A 25,224-nucleotide genomic window follows, 5' to 3' on the forward strand; every position below is an offset into this window, starting at 1 on the left:
CCGGAGCCCATCACGAGGGCGACGTCGTGGGTCTCGGCACCGGTGAGCTCGCGCAGGCGCGCGGCGGCGATGTCGGCGGCGGCGTAGGCGTCGCCCGGCAGGTCTTCCGGAGTAACAGATGCGTTCACGCGTTTGAGAGTAGCCGGTGAAGTCCTACGCGCGTAGATGACGAGCCCCACGGTATCGCGATCGTTGTCTTGTCGTTTCCGACGAAAACCGGCCAGGGCCTTTTCGGCGGGTACGCGGCAGGCGGCTAACAGGGCCGCTTGCGCAGCTCCATCACATAGTCGTGCGGGGCGCCCGCGGACTCGGCGGCGTCGGCGATCTCGCCCAGGTAGCGCGCGGAGGGCAGCCCGCCCTCGTACCCGTTCAGGACGTACACCCACGCGGGCTCCTCGCCCTCCAGGGTGTCGATGCGCACGCGCATCCGGCGGTAGATGTCGAGCCCGACGCCCTCCCAGCGGTCCATGGAGTCCTCGTCCATGGGCGCGATGTCGTAGAGCGCGACGAAGACCTGCGAGCGGGGCGCCTCCACGATGGTGGCCAGCGCTCCTTCCCAGCCCATGTGCTCGCCCCCGAACGTCAGCCGCCAGCCTTGCAGCCACCCGGTCGCGCGGAGCGGCGAGTGAGGGGCGCGGCGCGTCATGAGCCGCGGGTCGAGATTGCCGGCGTACGCGGCGTAGAGCGACATGGGTCCGAGGGTACGGCAGTTGCCGCGTGTGCTCGGAGCGAAGTGCCCCGCGCGGAGGGCTTGCCACCCCCGCCACGGCGGCATCCCGGCGGGTGCGGGACAATGGGGTACGTGACTCGGATCGTGATCATCGGTGGCGGACCTGGCGGATACGAAGCGGCCCTGGTGGCCGCGTCGCTCGGCGCGGAGGTGACCGTCGTCGACTGCGACGGTCTCGGCGGCGCGTCGGTGCTGACCGACTGCGTGCCGTCGAAGACCCTGATCGCCACGGCCGAGGTGATGACGACCTTCGACTCCTCCTACGAGGAGCTGGGCATCATCGTCGAGGACGACACCCCGGACCCGGACAGCCCGGCCCGCGTCGTCGGCGTCGACCTCGGCAAGGTCAACCGCCGTGTGAAGCGCCTCGCGCTCGCCCAGTCCCACGACATCACCGCTTCCGTCACGCGCGCGGGTGCGCGCGTGATGCGCGGTCGCGGCCGTCTCGACGGGCAGCAGGACCTGGACGGCTCCCGCAAGGTCATCGTCTCCACCGCCGACGGCTCCGAGGAGACCCTCACCGCCGACGCCGTTCTCATCGCGACCGGCGGCCACCCGCGCGAGGTGCCCGACGCGCAGCCCGACGGTGAGCGCATCCTCAACTGGACGCAGGTCTACGACCTCGACGAGCTGCCCGAAGAGCTGATCGTGGTCGGCTCCGGCGTCACCGGCGCCGAGTTCGCCGGTGCCTACCAGGCGCTCGGCTCCCGCGTCACCCTCGTCTCCTCCCGCGACCGCGTGCTGCCGGGCGAGGACCCGGACGCCGCCGCCGTCCTGGAGGACGTGTTCCGGCGCCGCGGCATGAACGTCATGGCGCGCTCGCGTGCCGCCTCCGCCAAGCGCGTCGGCGACCGCGTCGAGGTCACCCTCGCCGACGGCCGCACCATCTCCGGCACCCACTGCCTCATGGCGGTCGGCGCCATCCCGAACAGCAGCGGGATGGGCCTGGAGGAGGCCGGGGTCAAGCTCAAGGAGTCGGGCCACATCTGGACCGACAAGGTCTCGCGCACGAGCGCCCCCGGCGTGTACGCGGCCGGTGACGTGACCGGGATCTTCGCCCTGGCGTCGGTCGCGGCCATGCAGGGCCGCATCGCCATGTACCACTTCCTGGGCGACGCGGTGACGCCGCTGAACCTCAAGACGGTCTCCTCGAACGTCTTCACGGACCCGGAGATCGCCACTGTCGGTTACTCCCAGGCCGACGTCGACGCCGGGAAGATCGACGCCCGTGTCGTGAAGCTGCCGCTCCTGCGCAACCCGCGCGCGAAGATGCAGGGCATCCGCGACGGCTTCGTCAAGATCTTCTGCCGTCCGGGCACGGGCATCGTGGTCGGCGGCGTGGTCGTCGCGCCGCGCGCATCGGAACTGATCCATCCGATCTCGATCGCTGTCGACAACAATCTGACCGTCGAACAGATCGCGAACGCGTTCACCGTGTACCCCTCCCTTTCCGGCTCGATCGCCGAAGTGGCGCGCCAGCTGCACACCCGGAAGACCGCCGAAGAGGGCTGAGCGCGGGTTTATACCACTCCCGATGGCAGTGTGCGAACAGAATCTGCAATTCGGCGCAAACTGCTGAAAGCAGACGGTCGTCGGGGTTACTGTCGGTTTCGTGTTCGCTGCAGAACGTCGTCAATTGATCCTCGAAATGGTGCGGGCCAATGGAGCGGTATCGCTCCGGGAGCTCGCCCGCGTCGTCCAGACCTCTGAAGTGACCGTACGGCGGGACGTGCGCGCACTGGAGGCAGAAGGACTCCTCGACCGCCGGCACGGCGGTGCGGTATTGCCGGGCGGATTCACGCGGGAGTCCGGCTTTCCGCAGAAATCACATCTCGCGACCGCAGAGAAGACGGCCATCGCCGATCTCGCCGCGGGCCTCGTCGAAGAGGGCGAGGCCATCGTGGTGGGCGCGGGGACGACCACGCAGGAGCTGGCCCGCCGGCTCGCGCGTGTGCCGGGCCTGACCGTCGTCACCAACTCCCTCCTGGTGGCCCAGGCGCTGGCCCATGCCAATCGCGTCGAGGTCGTCATGACCGGTGGCACGCTGCGGGGATCCAACTACGCCCTTGTGGGCAGCGGGGCGGAGCAGTCCCTCCAGGGGCTCAGAGTCTCCCGGGCCTTCCTGAGCGGCAGCGGTCTGACGGCCGAGCGCGGACTCTCCACGTCCAACATGCTCTCGGCGTCGGTCGACCGGGCCCTCGTGCAGGCCGCCGCGGAGGTCGTCGTCCTCGCCGACCACTCCAAGCTCGGCACCGACACGATGTTCCAGACGGTCCCTACGGACGTGATCACGCGGCTCGTCACCGACGAACCGCCCGCCCATGACGACCGCGCCGCGACGGAGTTGCAGGCGCTGGCCGATCAGGGTGTGCAGATCGCTGTCGCGGGGGCGGGCCAGGCGTCGGCCGGGGGCGGTGATCCGGCCCCGGCACGCCAGCAGCGCCGGGACGTGCCCCTGCCGGGCCAGCGCCGACTCCCTGGCGGGCAGCACCCGTTGAGGAGCGCGGCCCCGATGGACCAGAGCCCGGAGCGCAGTGCCAGGGTGGCGGATCTGCGTCGCCGCTGAGCGGAGAGTGCCGCCAGGGGCGCGGGGAACTGCGCGACCAGCCACGACGAAACCGTCACCCGGCGACGGGCCACGGGGCTCCGCCCCGGACCCCGCTCCTCAATCGCCGGAGGGGCTTGATTCGGAGGGGCTTGTCGTGATCCCCCGCAGGGTCAGTCGCAGCAGGCGATCAGCCAGGTCCGGATCCGACGGCGTCTCCTCAGCGGCCAGCGCAATCGCATTGGTCAGTTGCAGCAGGTCCGAGATCGACACGTCCTGCCGCACCGCTCCGGCCCGCTGCGCCCGCAGCAACAGCGCCTGCCCCGCCTCCCGCATCGGCGTACTGCACCGGGACAACGCCGAACTCTCGTCCTGAGAGGCCGACATGAGGGCGCGGGACAGGCCCCGGTACTCGCTCGCGTGCGTGATGATCTCGCGCAGCCAGGTCACGAGCGCCGCGCAGGGCTGCGGAGCGTCGAGCAGGGCCCGCGAGCGGGCGAGCAGATCGCGCACCGCCTCCTCGAAGACGGCGCTGACCAGCGCGTACCGGTTCGGAAAGTGCCGGTACAGGGTGCCGATGCCGACCCCGGCGCCGCGCGCCACGTCCTCCAGGGACGCCCCGGTGCCGTGCTCGGCGAAGGCGGCGCGGGCCTGCACGAGCAGCCGCTCGTAGTTGCGGCGGGCGTCCGCACGCATGGGGCGGGGGCGCTCGTACTCGGTGCCGGACGTCATCGGGCCTCCCTTAAGCGTGCGCGGGGCCTTCAAGGATGCCTGATCACCTTCGCGGGCCGGTGCGGAGGGCGGGCGCCCCGCAGCAGCGTGGAACCGGCTGACACGTCCTGGAGCACGTCATGGACCTCGGCGACGGGGACGTACGGGACGTGGGGCGTCTCGTACGGGAGGACGACGAAGCGCCCGGCAGACACGGCCTGCCGGGCGCTTCGGTGTCGTGCGCGTGGGCGTCAGTCCTTGATCTCGCAGATCACGGCGCCCGAGGTGAGGGACGCGCCGATCTCGGCGGACAGGCCCTTGATGGTGCCGGACTTGTGCGCGTTGAGCGGCTGCTCCATCTTCATGGCCTCCAGGACGACGACGAGGTCGCCCTCCTGGACCTCCTGGCCCTCCTCGACGGCGACCTTGACGATGGTGCCCTGCATCGGCGAGGCGAGGGAGTCGCCGGAGGCGGCCGGGCCGGACTTCTTGGCCGCGCGCCGCTTGGGCTTGGCGCCCGCCGCGAGCCCGGTGCGGGCGAGCGACATGCCGAGCGAGGAGGGGAGGGAGACCTCCAGGCGCTTGCCGCCGACCTCGACGACGATCGTCTCGCGGTCGCCGTCCTCGTCCTCGGCCGCGTCCGCGCCACCCGGCGCGAACGGCGGGATGTCGTTGACGAACTCGGTCTCGATCCACCGGGTGAAGATGGTGAACGGCGCGTCGCTGCCGGTCAGTTCGGGGGCGAACGCGGGGTCGGTGACGACCTTGCGGTGGAACGGGATGGCGGTGGCCATGCCGTCGACCTCGAACTCGGCGAGCGCACGGGCCGAGCGCTCAAGGGCTTCCTTGCGGGTGCGGCCGGTGACGATCAGCTTGGCAAGCAGGGAGTCCCAGGCCGGGCCGATGACCGAACCGGCCTCGACACCCGCGTCCAGGCGGACGCCTGGGCCGGTCGGCGGGTTGAAGGTGGTGACGGTGCCGGGCGCGGGCAGGAAGTTGCGGCCCGGGTCCTCGCCGTTGATGCGGAACTCGAAGGAGTGGCCGCGAAGGACCGGGTCGCCGTAGCCGAGCTCCTCGCCGTCGGCGATGCGGAACATCTCGCGTACGAGGTCGATGCCCGCGACCTCCTCGGTCACCGGGTGCTCGACCTGGAGGCGGGTGTTGACCTCCAGGAAGGAGATCGTGCCGTCCGCGCCGACCAGGAACTCGACCGTGCCGGCGCCGACGTAGCCGGCCTCCTTCAGGATCGCCTTGGAGGCGGAGTACAGCTGCTCGACCTGGGCGTCGGACAGGAACGGCGCCGGAGCCTCCTCCACCAGCTTCTGGTGGCGGCGCTGCAGCGAGCAGTCACGGGTGGAGACCACGACCACGTTGCCGTGGGTGTCGGCCAGGCACTGGGTCTCCACGTGGCGGGGCTTGTCGAGGTAGCGCTCGACGAAGCACTCGCCGCGGCCGAAGGCGGCGACGGCCTCGCGGACCGCGGAGTCGTACAGCTCCGGGACCTCTTCGAGGGTGCGGGCGACCTTCAGGCCGCGGCCGCCGCCACCGAAGGCGGCCTTGATCGCGATGGGCAGGCCGTGCTCCTCGGCGAAGGCGACGACCTCGTCCGCGCCGCTCACCGGGTCCGGGGTGCCGGCGACCAGCGGGGCACCGGCGCGCTGCGCGATGTGCCGGGCGGCGACCTTGTCACCGAGGTCCCGGATGGCGTGCGGCGGCGGGCCGATCCAGATCAGCCCGGCGTCCAGCACGGCCTGGGCGAACTCGGCGTTCTCCGACAGGAATCCGTAGCCGGGGTGGATGGCGTCCGCACCCGAGTCCTTGGCGGCCTGCAACACCTTGGCGATGTCCAGATAGCTGGTGGCCGGGGTGTCACCACCAAGAGCGAAGGCCTCGTCGGCCGCGCGGACATGCGATGCGTCCCGGTCCGGGTCGGCGTATACGGCAACGCTCGCGATCCCTGCGTCCCGGCACGCCCGGGCCACGCGGACAGCGATTTCGCCACGGTTGGCGATGAGCACCTTGCGCACGATGGCTCCCTCCTTGAAACAAGCCGAGTTTAGGGACTGCCGACACGGGGTTACGACCCGTCCCCGATGGTGAGCTTGCCCACACGGAGTGTGACCCGAGGCCCGCTCAGTCCGCGAAATCCCTTGTCGCGCCTGGCAGTGCGGGATCCCTCGGTCCAACCCTAGCCGGACGATGTGGTCAAGGTCTCTGTGCGACCGCGCCCCGCCCCGTGGGCATTCTTTGTGGAGTCCCTACGAATGGCCCAATGATTCTTTGCCTTCCGCAGACCCCTTGTCCGCTGGTTTACCCGTTAGTAGCGTTCGCGATGTCTTGAACATACTCGGGGTAACCGACCGTCGTACGTGAAGGTGGGTGGACCGGTGGCACGCAGACCGGTGGCGTGGGTGGCCGCGATCGTGTTGCTCGCGGAGGCGGTCGGGGTCGTGCTGCTCAACTGGATCCTGGGGCTCGTGGTGGACCGGCAGGACATGTCGCTCGCCGGGCTCGACCCGGACGCCATGTCCGTGGGCGCCTGGGCGGCGGGCGTCGTGTTCGGGCTCTACCTCGCGGTGTGCGCGTTCCTGCTCGCCCGCGCGGCCGTCACCGACCGTTCGCCGGGCGTCGTCGGCCGGATCGTGCTCATCAGCGCGGCCGTCGTGCACGGTCTGCTCGGCGCGTTCACCGTCGGCCTGGTCGGCTGGCCCGCGTTCGTGTTCATGATGGTCGTGCTCGCGCTGATCGTGTTCTCGCTGGTCTCGTTCGACCGCAGGGACCAGAGCCGCGCGGCGGGCGGCGACGAGGGCGCCGCCGGCCCGCCGGTGCCGCCCGCTAGCTCGCCGGAGCCCACAACTCCGTGACGGAGACGCCCAGTTCGGCGAGGAGGCGGCGGAGCAGCGGCAGCGACAGGCCGATCACGTTGCCGTGGTCGCCCTCGATGCCGTCGATGAACGGCGCAGAGCGGCCGTCCAGCGTGAACGCGCCCGCCACGTAGAGGGGTTCGCCGGTCGCCACGTACGCGGCGATCTCCACGTCGCTCGGCTCGCCGAACCGGACGACCGTGGAGGCGGTCGCCGAGACGTACCGCTTGGCGGCGGTGTCGTAGACGCAGTGGCCGGTCTGCAGGGTGCCCGCGCGGCCGCGCATCGCCTTCCAGCGGGCCGTCGCCTCCTCGGCGTCGGCGGGCTTGCCGAGCGGTTCGCCGTCCAGGTCCAGGACCGAGTCGCAGCCGATGACCAGGGCGCCGCCCGCCTCGGGCAGCGCGGCGACCACGGACGCCTTGGCCTCGGCGAGGGCGAGCGCGAGTTCGGCGGGCGTCGGGGCGGACACGGCGTCCTCGTCGACACCGCTGACGATCACCTCGGGGGCGAAACCGGCCTGGCGGAGGAGGCCGAGGCGGGCGGGGGACTGGGAGGCGAGGATGAGGCGGCGCGCGGCTGTCATGCGGCAAGCGTAGAGGAGCGGATCTCCTGACGATTCCGCCCCGCCCGTGCGCCTACAGCGCGCCGACGCCCACCATCACCATCGCCAGGAACACCGCGAGCGCAAGCACGAGACCCGCGCGGCGCAGCATCTCCTGCGTCTCGCGGTACTCCTTCGGCGGCTCATTCTCGGGATCTGACCACAGCACACCACCGATGGTGCGCCGCACCGGAGCGGAGCGCCTGAGTACGCGTACTCAGGCGCTCCGGAGTGTTGCCGGCGTCACGCCGGCCAGTACGTGCGCGACCAGCTCGACGGGCCCGGCGCGGGCAGGCGGCGCCGGGCGACGCGGGACGGGTCGGCCCAGGCGTCCCGGCGCGCCGCGGCGGCCGGGGCGTCGGAGACGGCCGCGGCGCGCGCCTGGACCACCGCCAGTGCGGCGGCCAGCTCCTCGGGGGTCGGATTTCCCCGTACGACCTTGATCATCATGGTGCGGCTCCCTGTTCCCTGCGGCCTAGAGGGGGATGTTGCCGTGCTTCTTCGGAGGCAGCGACTCCCGCTTCGTCCGGAGCTGGCGCAGGCCCTTCACGACGTGCGCGCGGGTGTCGGACGGCAGGATCACGGCGTCGACGTACCCGCGCTCGGCCGCCGTGTACGGGTTGAGCAGCGTGTCCTCGTACTCCTGGATGAGCCGCGCCCGCGTCCCCTCCACGTCGTCGGCGGCGGCCAGTGTCTTGCGGTGCAGGATGTTCACCGCGCCCTGCGCGCCCATGACGGCGATCTGCGCGGTCGGCCACGCCAGGTTCAGGTCCGCGCCCAGGTGCTTGGAGCCCATGACGTCGTACGCGCCGCCGAACGCCTTGCGCGTGATGATCGTGATCAGCGGGACGGTCGCCTCGGCGTACGCGTAGATCAGCTTGGCGCCGCGCCGGATGATGCCGGTGTGCTCCTGCTCGACGCCCGGCAGGAAGCCGGGGACGTCGACGAAGGTGAGGACGGGCACGTTGAAGGCGTCGCAGGTCCGCACGAAGCGGGCGGCCTTCTCGGAGGCGTCGATGTCCAGGCAGCCCGCGAACTGCATCGGCTGGTTGGCGACGATGCCGACCGGATGGCCCTCGACGCGGCCGAAGCCGGTCAGGATGTTCGGCGCGAACAGCGACTGGGTCTCGAAGAACTCGGCGTCGTCCAGGACGTGCTCGATCACCGTGTGCATGTCGTACGGCTGGTTCGCGCTGTCCGGGACGATCGTGTCGAGCGCGCGGTCCTCGTCGGTCTGCGTCAGGTCCGCCTCCTCCGGGAAGGCGGGCGGCTCGCTCAGGTTGTTCGACGGCAGGTAGGACAGGAGCGACTTCACGTACTCGATGGCGTCCTTCTCGTCGCCCGCCATGTGGTGCGCCACGCCGGACTGCGCGTTGTGCGTGCGCGCGCCGCCCAGCTCCTCGAAGCCGACGTCCTCGCCGGTGACCGTCTTGATGACGTCGGGTCCGGTGATGAACATGTGGCTCGTCTGGTCGACCATCACGGTGAAGTCGGTGATCGCGGGGGAGTAGACGGCACCGCCCGCGCAGGGCCCGACCACCAGACTGATCTGCGGGATGACGCCGGAGGCGTGCGTGTTGCGGCGGAAGATCTCGCCGTACATGCCGAGGGCCATGACGCCCTCCTGGATGCGGGCGCCGCCGGAGTCGTTGATGCCGATGACCGGACAGCCCGTCTTCAGGGCGAAGTCCATCACCTTCATGATCTTCTGGCCGAAGACCTCGCCGAGCGCGCCGCCGAAGACCGTGAAGTCCTGCGAGAACACGGCGACGGGGCGGCCGTCCACGGTGCCGTAACCGGTGACGACGCCGTCGCCGTACGGCTTGTTGGCCTCCAGGCCGAAGTCGGTGGAGCGGTGCCGCGCGAACTCGTCCAGCTCGACGAACGAGTCCTCGTCGAGGAGCAGGTCGATCCGCTCACGCGCCGTCAGCTTGCCCTTGGCGTGCTGCTTCTCCACGGCGCGCGCGGAGCCCGCGTGCGTCGCCTCGTCGATCCGGCGACGCAGATCCTCGATCTTGCCTGCGGTCGTGTGGATGTCGGCACTCTGGGGCTCTTCCAACTCGGACATCGGGGCGCGGCTCCCTGACTGGCTTCACGGGGACGGGTGGGGACGGGGCGAACGGGTGGGACGGGGCGAACGGGTGGGGACGGTGTACGGGGAAACGAGGCGGGCTACTGACTCGTAGGGTAGTGGCGCGAATACCGTTCGGCAGTGCGGTCTTTGCCACACCTAGGCTGGGTTGCATGACGCCGCGAGATGGTTCAGACGCGCACGACAACCGCTGGTCCGACCTGGACCGCCCGCCCCTCGGAGCGGCCGGGCTGCGCCGCTCCCTCCTGCGGGGCGAAGGGCTCTGGTCGTCCCTGGACGTGGTGCCCCGTACGGGCTCCACCAACACGGACCTGGTGGCGCGGGCCGCCGCCGGCACCGCGCAGGAGGGTGCGGTGCTCGTCGCCGAGGAGCAGAGCGCGGGGCGCGGGCGCCTCGACCGGCAGTGGTCGGCTCCGCCGCGCTCGGGTCTGTTCCTCTCCGTCCTCGTCAAGCCCGGGGAGCACGAGGTGCCGGTCGAGCGGTGGGGGTGGCTGCCGCTGCTCACCGGGGTCGCGGTGGCCTCCGCGCTGTCCGCCACGGCCGGGGTCGACACGGCTCTGAAGTGGCCCAACGACGTGCTCGTCACCGTCGGCGGGGAGGAGCGCAAGGCGGGGGGCATTCTGGCGGAGGCCGCCGGCGGTGGGGTCGTCGTCGGGGTCGGGCTGAACGTGTCGCTGCGGGCCGAGGAGTTGCCGGTGCCCGGAGCGGGGTCGCTGGCGCTGGCCGGGGCGAAGGTGGTGGACCGGGAGCCCTTGTTGCGGGCCGTGCTCCGGTCCTTCGAGCGGTGGTACGGGGACTGGTGTGCCGCCGAGGGGGATGCGGGGTCGTCCCGGGTGCAGGAGGCGTACGCGGCGGGGTGTGCGACGCTCGGGCGGTCGGTTCGGGCGATGCTGCCCGGGGGGCGGGATGTGGTGGGGGAGGCGGTCGCGGTCGACGGGGACGGGCGCCTCGTCATCGTGACGGGGGAGGGAGCCCGGGAGGCGGTCGGAGCGGGCGACATCGTCCACCTGCGCCCGGGCCCGGGGGCCTGAACGCGGCCGTCCTCCGTCCGCACCGCCGTCGTGGCTGGTCGCACAGTTCCCCGCGCCCCCGAGATGCGCACTGCGTGCGCCATCTCAGCGCCCCTGGGGCTGCGGCGAAGCCGCATGTTCCAGGGGCGCGGGGAACTGCGCGACCAGCCACCGCCGGGCCGCGGCCGGACACGAGACACCTACCCGGCAGATGCTCCGCGATCGATCGCCGCCCCCACGCCACACCCGGTCCCGAACGGAGTGACGTGGCGCACAAGGCGCTGCCGTAGAGTTGAGCCCGGTCGATACCTGACCGCGGCAGATCGGAAGGGCAGCAGGCGTGACCGTCGACGACTCGGGCTCCGGCACGGGCACCCCATCCGACCCCGGAACGCAGGACGCGGAGGAGACTGACCCCGGCGATCCGCTGGCTCTGCGGCTCGAAGGGCTGATCCTCGGCGCGGAGCGCCGCTACACCCCGTTCCAGGCGGCCCGCAGCGCGGGCGTCTCCATGGAGCTGGCGTCCAGGTTCTGGCGGGCGATGGGCTTCGCCGACATCGGCCAGGCCAAGGCGCTGACCGAGGCGGACGTACTCGCCCTGCGGCGGCTCGCGGGTCTCGTCGAGGCGGGGCTGCTCAGCGAGGCGATGGCCGTGCAGGTCGCCCGTTCCACCGGGCAGACCACCGCCCGGCTCGCCGAGTGGCAGATCGATTCCTTCCTGGAGGGTCTGACCGAGCCGCCCGAGCCCGGCATGACCCGCACCGAGGTCACGTATCCGCTGATAGAGCTGCTCCTGCCCGAGCTGGAGGAGTTCCTCGTCTACGTGTGGCGGCGGCAGCTCGCCGCGGCGACCGGGCGCGTCGTGCAGGCCGGTGACGACGAGGAGATGGTGGACCGGCGCCTCGCCGTCGGGTTCGCCGACCTCGTCGGGTTCACCCGGCTGACCCGGCGCATGGAGGAGGAGGAGCTCGGCGAACTCGTCGAGGCCTTCGAGACGACCGCGGCGGACCTCGTCGCGGCGCACGGCGGCCGCCTCATCAAGACGCTCGGCGACGAAGTCCTCTTCGCCGCCGACGACGCGGGCATCGCCGGGGAGATCGCCCTGCGCCTCATCGAGACGATGAGCAACGACGAGACGATGCCGGAGCTGCGGGTCGGGATGGCCTTCGGGACCGTGACCACGCGCATGGGCGACGTCTTCGGGACCACCGTCAATCTCGCGAGCCGGCTCACCTCGATAGCTCCCCGGGACAACGTCCTCGTGGACGGCGCCTTCGCCGAGGAGCTGATCCGCACCGCCGAGGCCCCCGCCTCCGAGGCCGAGGCGGCGGCCGCCGCGGAGAAGGCGGCGGAGCAGGGCGAGGAGCCGCCCTCGTACCGGTTCGCGCTGCAGCCCATGTGGCAGCGGCCCGTGCGCGGTCTCGGCATCGTCGAACCCTGGACGCTGACCCGGCGCACCTGACATCTTGACGGTTAACTGGCGTTAACCGGAAGGGCGAGTCGAGTCATGGGTGATGAGCAGCAGCGGTTCGGGGAGTTCGTGGCCGTACGGCGCCACGAGAACGGGACCGTCGCCGAGGTGGTGCTCGACCGGCCCAAGGCCATGAACGCCGTCAGCAGCGACATGGCGCGCTCCATCGGCGGCGCGTGCGAGGCGCTGGCCGGGGACAGGGACGTACGGGTCACCGTGCTCACCTCCAGCCACGAGCGGGCCTTCTGCGTCGGGGCCGACCTGAAGGAGCGCAACTCCTTCTCCGACGCCGAGCTCGTACGCCAGCGGCCCGTGGCCCGCGGCGCGTACACGGGCGTCCTCGAACTGCCGATGCCGACCATCGCCGCCGTGCACGGGTTCGCCCTCGGCGGCGGCTTCGAGCTGGCGCTCGCCTGCGATCTGATCGTGGCCGACGCGAGCGCGGTCGTGGGCCTGCCGGAGGTGTCGGTCGGGGTGATCCCCGGCGGCGGCGGTACGCAGTTGCTGCCGCGCCGGGTCGGGGCCGCGCGCGCCGCCGAGCTGATCTTCTCCGCGCGCCGCGTCGAGGCCGCGGAGGCGGGCGCGCTCGGCCTCGTCGACCAGGTCGTGGCGGCCGGGCAGGACCGCACGGAGGCGCTCGCGCTCGCCGTGCGGATCGCCGCCAACTCGCCCGTCGGACTGCGGGCGGCCAAGCGCGCCCTGCGCCTCGGGCACGGGCTCGACCTGCGGGCGGGCCTTGAGGTGGAGGACGCGGCGTGGCGCTCGGTGGCGTTCTCCGGGGACCGGGCCGAGGGCGTCGCGGCGTTCAACGAGAAGCGCAGGCCGCAGTGGCCCGGCGAGTGAGCAATCCCGTACCGGCCTGACACCCGCGTCACGCCCGGTACGGCCGTACCCGACTCACCGTAATGCCGGAAAGGTCCCTAATCTAGACAGATGGGTGACGATGTCCGGCTGCGCGCCGTCGTGGAACTCGCGCAGGGCATGGCCGCTGCGCAGAGCCCGCGCGAGTCCTGGCGGGCCGCCGCCCTCGGCGCGTGCCACGCGCTGTCGGGGAGTTTCGCCGCCCTGTCCGTGTGGGAGCGCGAGCGCGGGCGGCTGCGGGTCCTGGCCAACGTCGGGGAGCGGGCCGAGGGGGAGGAGGAGTTCCCGGAGAACGAGGCGTATCCGGTGCACCGCTTCCCCGAGATCACCGAGTTCCTGCACGAGCGGTGGGCCGGCGGCGGGGAGCCGGACGCCTGGGTCGAGACGGCGGAGGGGCCCGTCGAGCGGGCCGGGTACTGCCACCAGCGGGTCGCGGCCCTGCGGCGGCGCGGGCGCGGCTCCTGTGTCGTCGCGCCGATCGTGCTGCACGGCCGCGCCTGGGGCGAGCTGTACGTGGCACGGAAGACCGCGGCGCCGGTGTTCGGGGCCGAGGACGCCGACTTCGCGACCGTCCTGGCCTCCGTGGTCTCGGCCGGGATCGCGCAGACCGAGCGCCTTGAGGAGGCGCGGCGGCTCGCCTTCACCGACGCGCTGACCGGCCTCGCCAACCGGCGCCTGGTCGACCTACGGCTCGACGAGGCGGTGGAGCGGCACGCCGGGCAGGGCACGGTCGTCAGCCTGGTCGTGTGCGATCTGAACGGGCTCAAGCGGGTCAACGACACCCACGGGCACGCCAGCGGCGACCGCCTCCTGGAGCGGTTCGGCTCGGTGCTCTCGCTCTGCGGCGCGATGCTGCCGGGGGCGCTGGCCGCGCGGCTCGGCGGCGACGAGTTCTGCCTGCTCGCGGTCGGCCCGGACGCCGACGAGGTCGTCCGCGTCGGGGAGGAGATCTGCGCGCGCGCCGCCGACCTCGAACTGGGCAACGGGGTCGCGTGCGGCATCGCCTCCACCGGCGACCCCATCGGCGAGGTCACCAGCGCGCGGCGGCTGTTCCGGCTCGCGGACGCGGCCCAGTACCGCGCGAAGGCCCTGCGCTCCGCCAAGCCGGTCGTGGCCGGGCGCCACGGCGGGCTCGACGACCCGGTCGTCCGGCTCGCGGATGCGCCGCCGCCGGTGCCGGGGGAGCGGCGCCGCATTCGCGGCCGGGACCCGCGTCCGCCCAGGTAAGGGGCAAGGTGCGGGCCTGGTCGTGACATCTTCGGATTCACTGTGTACGTTCCTGAATATGGATATGCACACTGTGGTGGTGGGGGCAGCCGGGGTCACCGCTGCCGATGTGATCGCCGTGGCGCGCCGAGGCGCCCGTATCGAACTGTCCCAGGAGGCCCTGGACGCGCTGGCCGCGGCCCGCGAGGTCGTCGACGCGCTGGCCGCGAAGCCGGACCCCGTCTACGGCGTCTCCACCGGGTTCGGCGCGCTCGCCACCCGGCACATCGGGCCCGAGCTGCGCGCCCAGCTCCAGCGCAACATCGTGCGCTCGCACGCGGCCGGGATGGGGCCGCGCGTCGAGCGCGAGGTCGTGCGCGCGCTGATGTTCCTGCGCCTGAAGACCCTCTGTTCGGGCCATACGGGCGTGCGGCCCGAGGTCGCGCGGACCATGGCGGACGTCCTGAACGCCGGGATCACCCCGGTCGTGCACGAGTACGGCTCCCTCGGCTGCTCCGGTGACCTCGCGCCGCTCAGCCACTGCGCGCTGACCCTGCTCGGCGAGGGCGACGCCGAGGGCCCCGACGGCGTCGTGCGACCCGCCGGTGAGCTGCTCGCCGAGCACGGCATCAGCCCCGTGGAGCTGCGGGAGAAGGAGGGGCTCGCCCTCCTCAACGGCACGGACGGCATGCTCGGCATGCTCTTCATGGCCCTCGACGACCTGGACAACCTCTACAAGGCCGCCGACGTGACCGCCGCCCTCACCCTGGAGGCGCTGCTCGGCACGGACAAGGTCCTCGCGCCCGAACTGCACGCCATCCGCCCGCACCCGGGGCAGGCCGCGAGCGCCGCCAACATGGCCGCTGTCCTCGCCGGTTCCGGCCTCACCGGGCACCATCAGGACGATGCCCCGCGCGTGCAGGACGCCTACTCCGTGCGCTGCGCCCCGCAGGTCGCCGGGGCGGGCCGGGACACCATGGCGCACGCCCGGCTCGTGGCCGAGCGGGAGCTGGCGGCGGCCGTCGACAACCCCGTGGTGCTGCCCGATGGCAACGGTGGCGGGCGCGTCGAGTCCAACGGCAACTTCCACGGCGCCCCGGTCGCCTACGTGCTCGACTTCCTGGCCATCTCCGCCGCCGACCTGGGCTCGATCGCCGAGCGGCGCACGGACCGCCTGCTCGACAAGAACCGCTCGCACGGCCTGCCGCCGTTCCTCGCCGAGGACGCGGGGGTCGACTCGGGCCTGATGATCGCCCAGTACACGCAGGCGGCCCTGGTCAGCGAGATGAAGCGGCTCGCGGTGCCCGCGTCCGCGGACTCGATCCCGTCCTCCGCGATGCAGGAGGACCACGTCTCCATGGGCTGGTCGGCGGCGCGCAAGCTGCGGACGGCCGTCGACAACCTCACCCGGATCATCGCCGTGGAGCTGTACGCGGCCACGCGCGCGATCGAGCTGCGGGAGGGTCTGGAGCCGGCCCCGGCGTCGCGGGCGGTGATCGAGGCCGTGCGCAAGGCCGGGGTGCAGGGTCCTGGCCCGGACCGGTATCTGGCGCCCGACCTCGCGGCGGCGGACGCCTTCGTGCGCGGCGGCGCGCTGGTGGCGGCCGTCGAGTCGGTGACGGGCCCGCTCGCGTAGGAAGTCACGTAGGAAGTGCTGGAAGGGTGCGGCGGCTCACACTGCGTCGCACCCCGCTGTGCGTCAGGCGGACGCCTCCATCTCCAGGGAGCGGCCCCGGCGGACCGAGTACGCGACGAAACCGACCCCGAGACCCAGGAACGCCGAGCCGCCGATCACGTACGGCGTCGTGTCGAACGTGCCCGTGTCGGCGAGTCTGAGCTGCTGCTCGGAGTGGGTCTCCACGGCCGAGGCGGCCTGACTGCCCTGGTCGGAGGCCTGCTCGGCGCTGGTGGAACCGGTGGAGTGCTCGGCGGTGGCCGAGGCGTTGGGGACGAACCACAGGGCGGCCAGGAGGGTCCCGGCGGCGGTGGCGGTGAACAACGATCGACGTGCGGCGGACACGGAAGCGATCCCCCTTGTGGCGCTGGCGAATTGGCCGTGTGGGCCGATGTTAGTGAAAGGGGCGGGTCACGGGAAAGCGGCGGGGGGATCGGGCCGTACGCTCCGGCGTATGAGCACTGATGAGACGTCACGTTTTGTTCGCCTGAAGGTGGAATTGGTCCTGGAGATCTCCGACGAGGAGGCGCTGACCGGGGCCGCGCTGCAGCGCGTCGCCGAGGACGAGTCGATGCCCGACGGGGAGCGGGCCCACGCCGAGGACGCGGTCCAGGAGGACGAGGCGGAGGCGATCGCGTACCTCGTGGACCCGTTCGACCTGGTCGGGGACGTGCCGGGCGCCGAACTCGTCCAGGCGTCCTGGTCCAGCGAGCAGGTCGACTACGACCCCGATTCGCCGGATTGGGACCTCGACGAGGATGATGGCGACGCGGACGAGGCGCGCGCCTCAGACAGGCCCTAGGGCCTGTCTGACAATTCCCGTCTGCCCCGCGACGCCTGGCACGCACTCTCGCCGCACCGGGCACAAGGCCAAGTACGTCCAGTACGAGGCCTTGCACCCGGCACGCCGAGAGCACGCACCAGACGCCGCGGGGCCGCCCTCCGGGCGACGACGGGAATTGTCAGACAGGCCCTAGCTCCCGGCGGGCGGTACGCGGAACAGAGAGCCCCGGGAGGCCGTGGCCGCCCGGGGTCCCGCATGTGGCGTCCCTCACGACCGGGGACGTGGCATCGCCCACATCAGGGTGTTTTCGGGAACGGGGGGAACCAGTGGCTGCGTTGTCAGGTGTTAAGGGGAACTCCCGAGTTCTCCGCGGTCCGGCCGGGGCGGCCGGGCAGTCGGGGAAACCGGAAATTCGGCGACTTTGGAGAAGCGTGTGATGACGGACGGTAAGCGGCGCAAGGGTCTGATGGCCGCGTCCGCTGTGCTCGGCGGTGTGCTGGTGCTCTCTGCGTGCGGCGGGGGCGACGACGAGCCGGGCGCCTCGTCGAGCGGCAAGACGGAATCGCAGGCGCAGGCGGACGAGGCAGCGGCGAAGAAGGCGTCCGAGGCCGAGATCAAGATCGCGCCGAAGGACGGCTCCAACAACGCGAGCATCAACAACGCGGCCAAGGTCACCGTCAGCAAGGGCACGCTCACCGACGTCAAGATGACCACGGCGGACGGCACGGCGGTCGCGGGTGAGTTGGCCGCGGACAAGAAGAGCTGGAAGCCGACCAGCCAGCTCGAGCGCGCCACGACCTACAAGATCGCCGCCACCGCGAGCGACAAGGACAACCGGGTCGCGCACGAGAACGCCTCGTTCACCACGGTCTCCCCGGCCAACAGCTTCATAGGCAACTTCACGCCGGAGGACGGCTCGACCGTCGGCGTGGGAATGCCGGTGTCGATCAACTTCGACAAGGCGATCACCAACAAGGCCGACGTGCAGTCGCACATCACCGTCTCCTCCAGCAGCGGCCAGGAGGTCGTCGGCCACTGGTTCAGCCCCAACCGGCTGGACTTCCGCCCCGAGGACTACTGGCAGGGCGGCTCCACCGTCACCCTCAAGCTCGCGCTCGACGGCGTCGAGGGCGCCGACGGCGTGACGGGTGTGCAGCAGAAGACCGTCACCTTCAAGGTCGGGCGCAACCAGGTCTCCACGGTCGACGCCAAGACCAAGACGATGACCGTCACCCAGAACGGGAAGACGATCAAGACCATCCCGATCTCCGCCGGTTCGCCCGAGAACAAGACGTACGAAGGCCAGATGGTGATCTCCGAGAAGTTCAAGGAGACCCGGATGAACGGCGCGTCGGTCGGCTTCACCGACGACGACGGCAAGGGCGAGTACGACATCAAGGACGTGCCGCACGCCATGCGCCTGTCGACCTCCGGCACCTTCATCCACGGCAACTACTGGGGCGCCAAGTCGATCTTCGGCTCGGCCAACACCAGCCACGGCTGTGTCGGCCTCGCCGACGCCAAGGGTGCCAACGACTCCAGCACGCCCGGCGCCTGGTTCTACGACCACTCGATGGTCGGTGACGTCGTCATCGTGAAGAACACCGGCGACAAGACCGTCCAGCCGGACAACGGCCTCAACGGCTGGAACCTGAGCTGGGCGGAGTGGAAGGCCGGCTCCGCCGCCTGACCCACCCCCTCGCAAGAAGCCTGAGAAACCCCTGGTACGCGGCGCGTGCCAGGGGTTTCATGCTGTTCTCATCCGTACCTCACGCAACCCTTACAGCGCCTGCATACGTTTCGCTGGTTCCCACTCAGCGCCCCGGGCCGGGGCCGTCACCGGCGAGGCTTCGATGTTCTTCACCTATCTCAGGCGCGAGCTGCGCCGGCGCAGAAAGGCGGCCCTCGTGGTCGCCTCCGGGCTGGCGCTCGGTATCGCGCTCGTCATCGTCGTCAACTCCGTCTCCTCGGGCATGAGCAAGGCCCAGGACAAGGTGTTGCAGTCGCTGTACGGCCTGGGCACCGACATGACCGTCACCAAGGCGGCGACCGCCCCGAAGAGCAGCGACACCGGCCGCCCGCGCTTCGACTTCGACGCCAAGGACAGCGACTCCGACGAGGAGCAGTCCACCGACCGCGTCATGGTGCAGGGCTTCCAGACGCTCGCCTCGTCCACCGTCACGAAGGTCGCCGAGCAGAAGGGCGTCGAGGACACCGTCGGCGGCCTGAGCCTGCAAGTGATGAAGGTCAGCGGACAGTTCACGCGCGGCCAGTTCAAGCAGGACCAGCAGCAGGGGCAGCAGCAGGGCGGTCCCGGCGGGGGCGGTCAGGGCGGTGGCTCCGGCGAGCCGCAGGGCCGCGTCGAGGGCGGCGGCGCCAGCTTCGACGTGAACTCGTACTCCGTCTACGGCACCGACGTCACCAAGCAGGATCTCGGCCCGCTGACCTCCTCGAAGATCACCAAGGGGCGGACCTTCACCACCTCCGAGACGAACGCCAAGGTCGTCGTCGCCGACGCCTCGTACGCCAAGGAGAAGAAGCTCGCGCTCGGTGACACCGTCACCGTCAAGAGCACGAAGTACAAGGTCATCGGCATCGCGACGCCCGACAGCGGGGACGCCGCCGCCAATCTGTACCTGCCGCTGAAGCAGGCGCAGACGCTCGCCGGCACCAAGGACAAGGTGACGACGGTCTACGTCAAGGCGACCGACTCGCAGCAGATCGACGCGGTCAAGTCGACGATCCAGAAGAACATCAGCGGCACCACGGTCACCACCTCCGCCGATCTCGCGGACACCGTCTCCGGTTCCCTCTCCACCGCCTCCGACCTCGCCTCCAACGTCGGCAAGTGGCTGTCGATCGCGGTGCTCGTCGCCGCGTTCCTGGTGGCGGGCCTGCTCACGTCGTCGGCCGTCTCGCGCCGCGTGCGGGAGTTCGGCACGCTCAAGGCGCTCGGCTGGAAGTCCGGCCGGGTCACCCGCCAGGTCATCGGTGAGGCCGTGGTCAACGGCCTGATCGGCGGTGTCCTCGGCATCGCCGTCGGCCTCGCGGGCGCCTACGCGGTCACCGCCATCAGCCCGACGCTCTCCGCGGAGCTCGGCGGCAGCGGCGGCGGTGGCGGCGGCATGGGTGGCGGCCCCGGTGGCGGCGGCTTCGGCGGCGGCATGCGCCAGGCCGCGAGCGGGGGCGGCAAGACCCTCGACATCGCGCTCAGCGCCCCGGTCTCCGCCACCACCATCGCCCTCGCGGTCGGCCTCGCCGTCGCGGGCGGTCTGATCGCGGGCGCGTTCGGCGGCTGGCGGGCCTCACGGCTGCGCCCGGCGGACGCCCTGCGCCGCGTCGAGTAGCAGCGGCAGCCCTGCCACGGGCATCGACCCCAGTCACGTACAGCCATACATGGCCCCCTACGTGCAGCCATACGTACAGCAGGAGTTGCGGCATGTATCAGCTCAGAGACGTCACCAAGCAGTACCGGCGCGGGAAGGACACCGTCGACGCGCTCGCGGGCATCGATCTGACCATCGGCGACGGCGACCGGCTCGTCATCCAGGGCCCGACCGGCGGCGGCAAGTCGACGCTCCTCCAGATGCTCGGCGGCCTGGACCGGCCGACCTCGGGCAGCGTCGAGCTCGACGGCGTCGACCTGGCCAAGCTCCCCGAGGCGCGCCTCACCAAGGTCCGCGCCGAGTCCATCGGCTTCGTCTTCCAGTCCTTCAACCTCATCCCGACGCTGACCGCGCAGGAGAACGTCGAGACGGCCCTCGTGCCGCTCGGCCTGAAGGGTGGCGACCGGCGCGAGCGGGCGGCGGAGGCGCTGAAGTCGGTCGGCCTCGGCGAACGGCTCTCGCACCTGCCCTCGGAGATGTCCGGCGGCCAGCAGCAGCGCGTCGCCATCGCCCGCGCGCTGGTCAAGAACCCGAAGGTGCTGCTCGCCGACGAGCCGACCGGCAACCTCGACGAGTCCATGCGGGACGAGATCATGGACGTGCTCGAAGCGCAGTGGAAGGAGCACGGGCTGACGTTCATCATGGTCACCCACGACTCCGCGATCGCCCGCAAGGCACCGCGCCTCGCGACGATCCGGAAGGGCCGCATCAAGGTGACCGAGAACAGCCCCGCCGCCTGACCCGCGCGCAACCCCCGGCCCCCCTGCTCCCTCTCCCAGCAGGGGGGCCGAGCGCGGTCCTCCGACCGGTGCACCACCGTCATCAGGGGGAGACATTGCACCCACACGCGCACAGACAGGGATCCGCACGACATACGCGTAGGCGTCGCCCGGCGGTCGTGGTCTCCACGGCCGCCGTCGTCGCGCTGGCCGCCGGGCTGACCGTCCCCTCGGCCACCGCCGCGCCCGAGTCGGCCGCCGCCGCGCGGCCGGGCCAGGACCTGAGGCCGCACACGTACGTCACCCTCATCACCGGCGACCGGGTCGCGGTCGACGCGAAGGGCCGGCCGGCCGGGTTCGAGCGGGCCCCGGGGCGGGCCCGCGTACCCGTGCAGACGCGCCAGATCGCGGGCCACACCTACGTCGTACCGGCCGACGCGCGGCGCCTCATCGCCGACGGCCGCCTCGACCGGCGCCTCTTCGACGTCACCGAGCTGTCCAAGGCGGCGTACGTCGAGGCGCAGCGCGGCGGGCTCAAGGTCATCGTCGGTTACGAGGGCGCCGCCGCGACGGCGCGGGCCGAGGTGCGCGGCGCCGGGGACACGACGGTGCGCCGCAGCCTCAGGACGCTCAACGCGGACGCCGTCAGCACGCCGAAGGACGACGCGGGCGAGCTGTGGGACGCGGTGACGAACGGGAAGGGCGCCACCGCCGCCGGTGTCGGCCGCGTCTGGCTCGACGGTCTGCGCCGCGCGAGCCTCGACAAGTCGGTGCCGCAGATCGGCGCCCCGAAGGCGTGGGCCGCCGGGTACGACGGCAAGGGCGTCAAGATCGCCGTCCTGGACTCCGGCGTCGACACCACCCACCCCGACCTGAAGGACCAGGTCGTCGAGGTGAAGAACTTCTCGACGGCCGCCGACGCCGTCGACCGCCTCGGGCACGGCACCCACGTCGCCTCCATCGCGGCCGGTACGGGGGCCAGGTCCGGCGGCACGTACAAGGGCGTCGCGCCGGGGGCCAAGATCCTCGCGGGAAAGGTCCTCGACGACAACGGCTTCGGCGACGACTCCGGCATCGTCGCCGGGATGGAGTGGGCGGCCGAACAGGGCGCCGACATCGTCAACCTCAGCCTCGGCGCCACCGACACCCCGGGGACCGACCCGCTGGAAGCCGAGGTCGACAAGCTCTCCGAGCAGAAGGGCATCCTCTTCGCCGTCGCCGCGGGCAACTCCGGCCCGCAGTCCATCGGTTCGCCCGGCAGCGCGGACGCGGCGCTCACCGTCGGCGCCGTCGACGACAAGGACAAGCTTGCCGGCTTCTCCTCGACCGGGCCGCGCGGCGGCGACGGCGCGATCAAACCGGATGTGACCGCCCCGGGCGTCGACATCACGGCAGCCGCCGCGGCGGGGAGCGCCGTCGCCGAGGAGGTCGGCCAGAAGCCCGCCGGATACGTGACCATCTCGGGTACGTCGATGGCGGCGCCGCACGTCGCGGGCGCCGCCGCCCTCCTCAAGCAGCGGCACCCGCGGTGGACGTACGGGGAGCTGAAGGGCGCGCTCGTCGGCTCGGCGAAGGGCGGCGCGTACACGGCGTTCCAGCAGGGCAGCGGCCGCATCCAGGTCGACCGGGCCATCAAGCAGACGGTGATCGCCGAGAACATCTCGGTCGGTTTCGGGGTCGCGCGGTGGCCGCACGCCGACGACAAGGTGCTCACCAGGAAGGTGACGTACCGCAACCTCGGAACCGAGGCCGTCACCCTCAGCCTCAAGGTGTCCGCCACCGACCCGAAGGGGCAGGCAGCCCCGGCGGGCTTCTTCAAGCTGGCCGCAACCAAGGTGACCGTCCCCGCGGGCGGTACCGCCGACGTCGCCATGACGGCCGACACCCGGCTCGGCGGCACCGTCGACGGTGCGTACTCGGCGTACATCACGGCGAGCGGCGGCGGCCGGACGGTACGGACGGCGGCGGCGGTGCAGCGCGAGGTCGAGTCGTACGACGTGACGCTCAGGCACATCGGCCGTGACGGGCGGCCCCTGTCGACGTACTACACCGACCTGTACGGATTCACGGGCGCGGCCCGGGACCAGATGTTCTCCGCGCCGCAGACCGCCTCCGGCACGGCGACCGTGCGCCTGCCCAAGGGCAGCTACCTCCTGGACGGCCTGCTGGCCAAGGACCTGGAGGAGGGCAGGGGCGGTGTCGACTGGTTCGTACAGCCCGAGCTCGTCGTCACCAAGGACATGACCCTGACGCTGGACGCCCGCAGGACGAAGGCGGCGTCGATCACGGTGCCGGACCCCAAGGCGAAGCAGCTGAGCGCGATGGTCAACTACGCCTACACGAGGGGCGAGGCCGGACTCTATGCCGGCATCATGCACGACTCGTTCGCGAACATCCGCATCGCGCCGCTCGGCCCCGCCGTGGCGAACGGGCTGAGGCAGACCTGGTTCGGCCAGTGGACCAAGGGCGCCCACGCCGAGTACGACGTAGTGACCAGCGCCCAGGTCAAGCGGGTCCAGGGAGCGAAGACCAAGCACTTCAAGGCGGCCGAACTGGCGACGGTCAAGGCCGGTCTCGGCGCTTCGGCCCCCGGCAAGACCGGTGTGCTCGACGCGTCGGCCGAACTGCCGGACGACACCGCGTTCGGCATGCTGGTCGAGCAGGAGCTGCCCGCCACCCGCACCCTGCACCTCTCGACCATCGACAAGGTCAAGTGGGGCCTGGACTTCGCCCAGTTCGCGGGCAAGGACGCGAACGGGCGGCCGGTCGCGGACGCCTCGTACACGCTCGGGAACGCGCAGGCCCTCAAGGCGGGCCGGACGTACGGGAAGACGTTCAACACGGCCGTGTTCGGGCCGCGCGTCGGCGGCGACTACGGCGTGTTCCGCGACGGCGGCGAGCTGTACGGCTACCTGCCGCTCTTCGCCGACGGCAGGACGCACGCGGGCCAGTCGGACTTCACCTCGGTCAGGACGACGCTGTACCGCGACGGCACCCGGATCGCCTCGGCCGCCGACCCGCTCTTCGGCGACCGGTTCTACCCGGTCCCGCCGGGCGACGCCGCGTACCGCCTGACGACCTCGGTCACACGGGACGCGAAGGTGGCGGCGGCCTCGACCAGGATCGACGCGAGCTGGACGTTCCGCTCCAAGAAGACGGCCGACGTAACGCGACTGCCGGTGTCCGGGGCCCGGTTCGCGGCGACGACCGGCCTCGACAGCACGGTCGCCGCGGGCCGGACGCAGACCTTCCCGGTCCAGGTCCAGGGCGCGGCGGCCGCTCCTGGCAACCTCAGGTCCCTCACCGTCCACGTCTCCTACGACGGCGGCCACACCTGGAGGAGGACCGCGGTCGGCCACGGCAAGATCACTGTGAAGAACCCCGCGAAGGGGCGGACGGTGTCGTTCCGCGCGAAGGTCGTCGATAAGACGGGCAACACGTCGACGATCTCAATTTACGACGCGTACGCCGGTAGCTGATTACGGGGAGGCCCGCCCCGGCCCCCCTCTTCAGCCCCTCCGGCGATTGAGGAGCGGGGGCCGGGGCGGAGCCCCTGGGCTGGGCGGCATCGCCGGGTGCGGATGCGTCGTGGCTGGTCGCGCAGTTCCCCGCGCCCCTAGCGGGGCGCCTCGCTTCCGGCGCGGGTGGCGTCGGCGCCCCAGCTCGCCAGCAGGCGCAGCGCCTCGGCGGACGGCGACCCCGGCTCCGCGTGGTACACGGACAGGAACTGCCCGTCGTCGTCCGGCAGGTGCAGCGTCTCGTAGGCGAGGGTCAGCTCACCGACGAGCGGGTGCCGCATCCGCTTGACGCCGTGCCCCTTCTCCTTCACGTCGTGCGTGGCCCACAACGTCCTGAACTCCTCGCTCTTGACGGACAGTTCACCGACGAGAGCGGAGAGTTCCGGGTCGTCCGGATGCTGACCGGCGTACAGCCGCAGATAGCTGACCATGTCGGACGCCTTCTGCTCCCAGTCGCGGAACAGCTCGCGATAGTCGGGGTTGAGGAAGGTGAGCCGGGCCCAGTTGCGCTCGTGCGCGGCCATCGCGCCCCAGTCCCCGAAGAGGGCGGCGGCCATCCGGTTCCAGGCGAGGATCTCGGACCGCGCCCCGCCGATGTACGCGGGCACGCCCTCCATCGAGTCGACGAGATGCTGGAGCGCGGGCCGCGCGTGCTGGCGCCTGGCGGCGGGCCGGTGCTTGCGACGCTGCTGCCGGGGCTTGGCAAGATGGGTCAGGTGCGCGTGTTCCGTCTCACTGAGGCGGAGGGCGCGCGCGATGGCGTCGAGCACCTCGGCCGACACATTGCGCCCGTTGCCCTGCTCCAGGCGGGTGTAGTACGCCACGGAGACCCCGGCGAGCTGCGCCAGCTCCTCGCGCCGAAGCCCCGGCACACGCCGGTGCCGCCCGATCGTCGGCATCCCCACGTCCTCGGGCTTGAGCCGGGCCCGCCGGGTGCGCAGGAACTCGCTCAGCTCGGCGCGCTGGTCGAGGCCGTCGGGGCCGTCCTGGGTCCCGTGGGCGTCGGGGTTGTCCGGTTTGGCATCCATGGTGTCCAGTATTCCCGGTCGTA

The 25,224-nt window shown here is 71.6% G+C and carries 23 protein-coding genes and 1 pseudogene; 13 read left to right on the forward strand and 11 right to left on the reverse strand.

The window, feature by feature from the left end; all coding sequences use genetic code 11:
* Positions 1 to 128, reverse strand: a pseudogene (locus N5I75_RS23145) (purine-nucleoside phosphorylase); the annotation flags it as partial.
* A 125-nt stretch (positions 129 to 253) separates the two neighbouring features.
* Entirely contained in the window at positions 254 to 691 is a 438-nt protein-coding gene (locus tag N5I75_RS23150; protein ID WP_476680137.1) for a gamma-glutamylcyclotransferase family protein, read from the reverse strand.
* Positions 692 to 793: 102 nt separating this feature from the next.
* On the opposite strand from N5I75_RS23150, the gene N5I75_RS23155 reads away from it, so the two are divergent.
* Positions 794 to 2,242: an NAD(P)H-quinone dehydrogenase gene (locus N5I75_RS23155; RefSeq protein WP_476680139.1), complete on the forward strand. Its 1,449-nt coding sequence runs from the start codon at positions 794 to 796 to the stop codon at positions 2,240 to 2,242.
* 100 nt (positions 2,243 to 2,342) lie between these two features.
* Positions 2,343 to 3,296 carry a DeoR/GlpR family DNA-binding transcription regulator gene (locus tag N5I75_RS23160; RefSeq protein ID WP_476680141.1) on the forward strand — a complete coding sequence of 318 codons (954 nt, stop codon included), beginning with the start codon at positions 2,343 to 2,345 and terminating at the stop codon, positions 3,294 to 3,296.
* A gap of 99 nt (positions 3,297 to 3,395) precedes the next feature.
* Here the strand turns inward: N5I75_RS23160 and N5I75_RS23165 are convergent, their stop codons facing one another.
* The 3 genes from N5I75_RS23165 to N5I75_RS23175 are packed head-to-tail and all read right to left on the reverse strand — an operon-like array spanning position 3,396 to position 6,013.
* A complete protein-coding gene (locus N5I75_RS23165; protein ID WP_476680142.1) occupies positions 3,396 to 4,007 on the reverse strand; it encodes a TetR/AcrR family transcriptional regulator in 612 nt (203 codons plus the stop codon).
* A 29-nt stretch (positions 4,008 to 4,036) separates the two neighbouring features.
* On the reverse strand, positions 4,037 to 4,201 hold the full coding sequence (locus tag N5I75_RS23170; RefSeq protein WP_476680144.1) for a hypothetical protein: 165 nt from the start codon (positions 4,199 to 4,201) through the stop codon (positions 4,037 to 4,039).
* A 36-nt stretch (positions 4,202 to 4,237) separates the two neighbouring features.
* A complete protein-coding gene (locus N5I75_RS23175) occupies positions 4,238 to 6,013 on the reverse strand; it encodes an acetyl/propionyl/methylcrotonyl-CoA carboxylase subunit alpha (protein WP_476680146.1) in 1,776 nt (591 codons plus the stop codon).
* A 360-nt stretch (positions 6,014 to 6,373) separates the two neighbouring features.
* Between N5I75_RS23175 and N5I75_RS23180 the strand changes: the two genes are divergently transcribed.
* Positions 6,374 to 6,850, forward strand: a complete 477-nt coding sequence (locus N5I75_RS23180) for a hypothetical protein (protein WP_476680148.1) — start codon at positions 6,374 to 6,376, stop codon at positions 6,848 to 6,850.
* On the opposite strand, the gene N5I75_RS23185 is transcribed toward N5I75_RS23180, so the two are convergent.
* The 4 genes from N5I75_RS23185 to N5I75_RS23200 all read right to left on the reverse strand — a co-directional run bounded on the left by N5I75_RS23185 (position 6,822) and on the right by N5I75_RS23200 (position 9,519).
* Complete coding sequence (locus N5I75_RS23185; RefSeq protein WP_476680150.1) at positions 6,822 to 7,433, reverse strand: nucleoside triphosphate pyrophosphatase; 612 nt, start codon at positions 7,431 to 7,433, stop codon at positions 6,822 to 6,824. The genes N5I75_RS23180 and N5I75_RS23185 overlap by 29 nt on opposite strands.
* A gap of 52 nt (positions 7,434 to 7,485) precedes the next feature.
* Positions 7,486 to 7,620: a morphogenic membrane protein MmpB gene (mmpB, locus tag N5I75_RS23190; protein ID WP_476680152.1), complete on the reverse strand. Its 135-nt coding sequence runs from the start codon at positions 7,618 to 7,620 to the stop codon at positions 7,486 to 7,488.
* A 74-nt stretch (positions 7,621 to 7,694) separates the two neighbouring features.
* On the reverse strand, positions 7,695 to 7,901 hold the full coding sequence (locus tag N5I75_RS23195; RefSeq protein ID WP_476680154.1) for an acyl-CoA carboxylase epsilon subunit: 207 nt from the start codon (positions 7,899 to 7,901) through the stop codon (positions 7,695 to 7,697).
* Between the two features lie 25 nt (positions 7,902 to 7,926).
* Complete coding sequence (locus N5I75_RS23200) at positions 7,927 to 9,519, reverse strand: acyl-CoA carboxylase subunit beta (RefSeq protein ID WP_476680156.1); 1,593 nt, start codon at positions 9,517 to 9,519, stop codon at positions 7,927 to 7,929.
* A gap of 176 nt (positions 9,520 to 9,695) precedes the next feature.
* On the opposite strand from N5I75_RS23200, the gene N5I75_RS23205 reads away from it, so the two are divergent.
* From N5I75_RS23205 to hutH, 5 genes are all read left to right on the forward strand, one after another.
* Positions 9,696 to 10,574: a biotin--[acetyl-CoA-carboxylase] ligase gene (locus N5I75_RS23205; protein ID WP_476680158.1), complete on the forward strand. Its 879-nt coding sequence runs from the start codon at positions 9,696 to 9,698 to the stop codon at positions 10,572 to 10,574.
* 319 nt (positions 10,575 to 10,893) lie between these two features.
* The gene (locus N5I75_RS23210) at positions 10,894 to 12,015 is read left to right on the forward strand and encodes an adenylate/guanylate cyclase domain-containing protein (protein ID WP_476680160.1); all 1,122 of its coding nucleotides are present in this window, start codon (positions 10,894 to 10,896) and stop codon (positions 12,013 to 12,015) included.
* A 45-nt stretch (positions 12,016 to 12,060) separates the two neighbouring features.
* Positions 12,061 to 12,867 (forward strand): enoyl-CoA hydratase/isomerase family protein, encoded by an 807-nt coding sequence (locus tag N5I75_RS23215; RefSeq protein ID WP_476680162.1) that lies wholly within the window; start codon positions 12,061 to 12,063, stop codon positions 12,865 to 12,867.
* 90 nt (positions 12,868 to 12,957) lie between these two features.
* The gene (locus N5I75_RS23220) at positions 12,958 to 14,112 is read left to right on the forward strand and encodes a GGDEF domain-containing protein (protein ID WP_476680164.1); all 1,155 of its coding nucleotides are present in this window, start codon (positions 12,958 to 12,960) and stop codon (positions 14,110 to 14,112) included.
* Positions 14,113 to 14,176: 64 nt separating this feature from the next.
* Positions 14,177 to 15,727, forward strand: a complete 1,551-nt coding sequence (hutH, locus tag N5I75_RS23225; RefSeq protein ID WP_476680467.1) for a histidine ammonia-lyase — start codon at positions 14,177 to 14,179, stop codon at positions 15,725 to 15,727.
* A 63-nt stretch (positions 15,728 to 15,790) separates the two neighbouring features.
* Here hutH and N5I75_RS23230 read toward each other — a convergent pair whose 3' ends face one another.
* The gene (locus tag N5I75_RS23230; protein ID WP_476680165.1) at positions 15,791 to 16,111 is read right to left on the reverse strand and encodes a hypothetical protein; all 321 of its coding nucleotides are present in this window, start codon (positions 16,109 to 16,111) and stop codon (positions 15,791 to 15,793) included.
* 109 nt (positions 16,112 to 16,220) lie between these two features.
* On the opposite strand from N5I75_RS23230, the gene N5I75_RS23235 reads away from it, so the two are divergent.
* The 5 genes from N5I75_RS23235 (at position 16,221) to N5I75_RS23255 (ending at position 24,134) form a co-directional block, all read left to right on the forward strand.
* The gene (locus N5I75_RS23235; protein WP_476680167.1) at positions 16,221 to 16,568 is read left to right on the forward strand and encodes a hypothetical protein; all 348 of its coding nucleotides are present in this window, start codon (positions 16,221 to 16,223) and stop codon (positions 16,566 to 16,568) included.
* A 418-nt stretch (positions 16,569 to 16,986) separates the two neighbouring features.
* Positions 16,987 to 18,240: a L,D-transpeptidase gene (locus N5I75_RS23240; protein ID WP_476680169.1), complete on the forward strand. Its 1,254-nt coding sequence runs from the start codon at positions 16,987 to 16,989 to the stop codon at positions 18,238 to 18,240.
* Positions 18,241 to 18,403: 163 nt separating this feature from the next.
* Positions 18,404 to 19,897 carry an ABC transporter permease gene (locus N5I75_RS23245; RefSeq protein WP_476680171.1) on the forward strand — a complete coding sequence of 498 codons (1,494 nt, stop codon included), beginning with the start codon at positions 18,404 to 18,406 and terminating at the stop codon, positions 19,895 to 19,897.
* A gap of 92 nt (positions 19,898 to 19,989) precedes the next feature.
* Positions 19,990 to 20,676, forward strand: a complete 687-nt coding sequence (locus tag N5I75_RS23250) for an ABC transporter ATP-binding protein (RefSeq protein WP_476680173.1) — start codon at positions 19,990 to 19,992, stop codon at positions 20,674 to 20,676.
* A 158-nt stretch (positions 20,677 to 20,834) separates the two neighbouring features.
* Positions 20,835 to 24,134 carry a S8 family peptidase gene (locus N5I75_RS23255; protein ID WP_476680175.1) on the forward strand — a complete coding sequence of 1,100 codons (3,300 nt, stop codon included), beginning with the start codon at positions 20,835 to 20,837 and terminating at the stop codon, positions 24,132 to 24,134.
* Between the two features lie 137 nt (positions 24,135 to 24,271).
* Here the strand turns inward: N5I75_RS23255 and N5I75_RS23260 are convergent, their stop codons facing one another.
* On the reverse strand, positions 24,272 to 25,201 hold the full coding sequence (locus N5I75_RS23260; protein WP_476680177.1) for an MmyB family transcriptional regulator: 930 nt from the start codon (positions 25,199 to 25,201) through the stop codon (positions 24,272 to 24,274).
* Between the last annotated feature and the right edge of the window lie 23 nt (positions 25,202 to 25,224).

It is taken from the genome of Streptomyces sp. R818 (assembly GCF_056172735.1).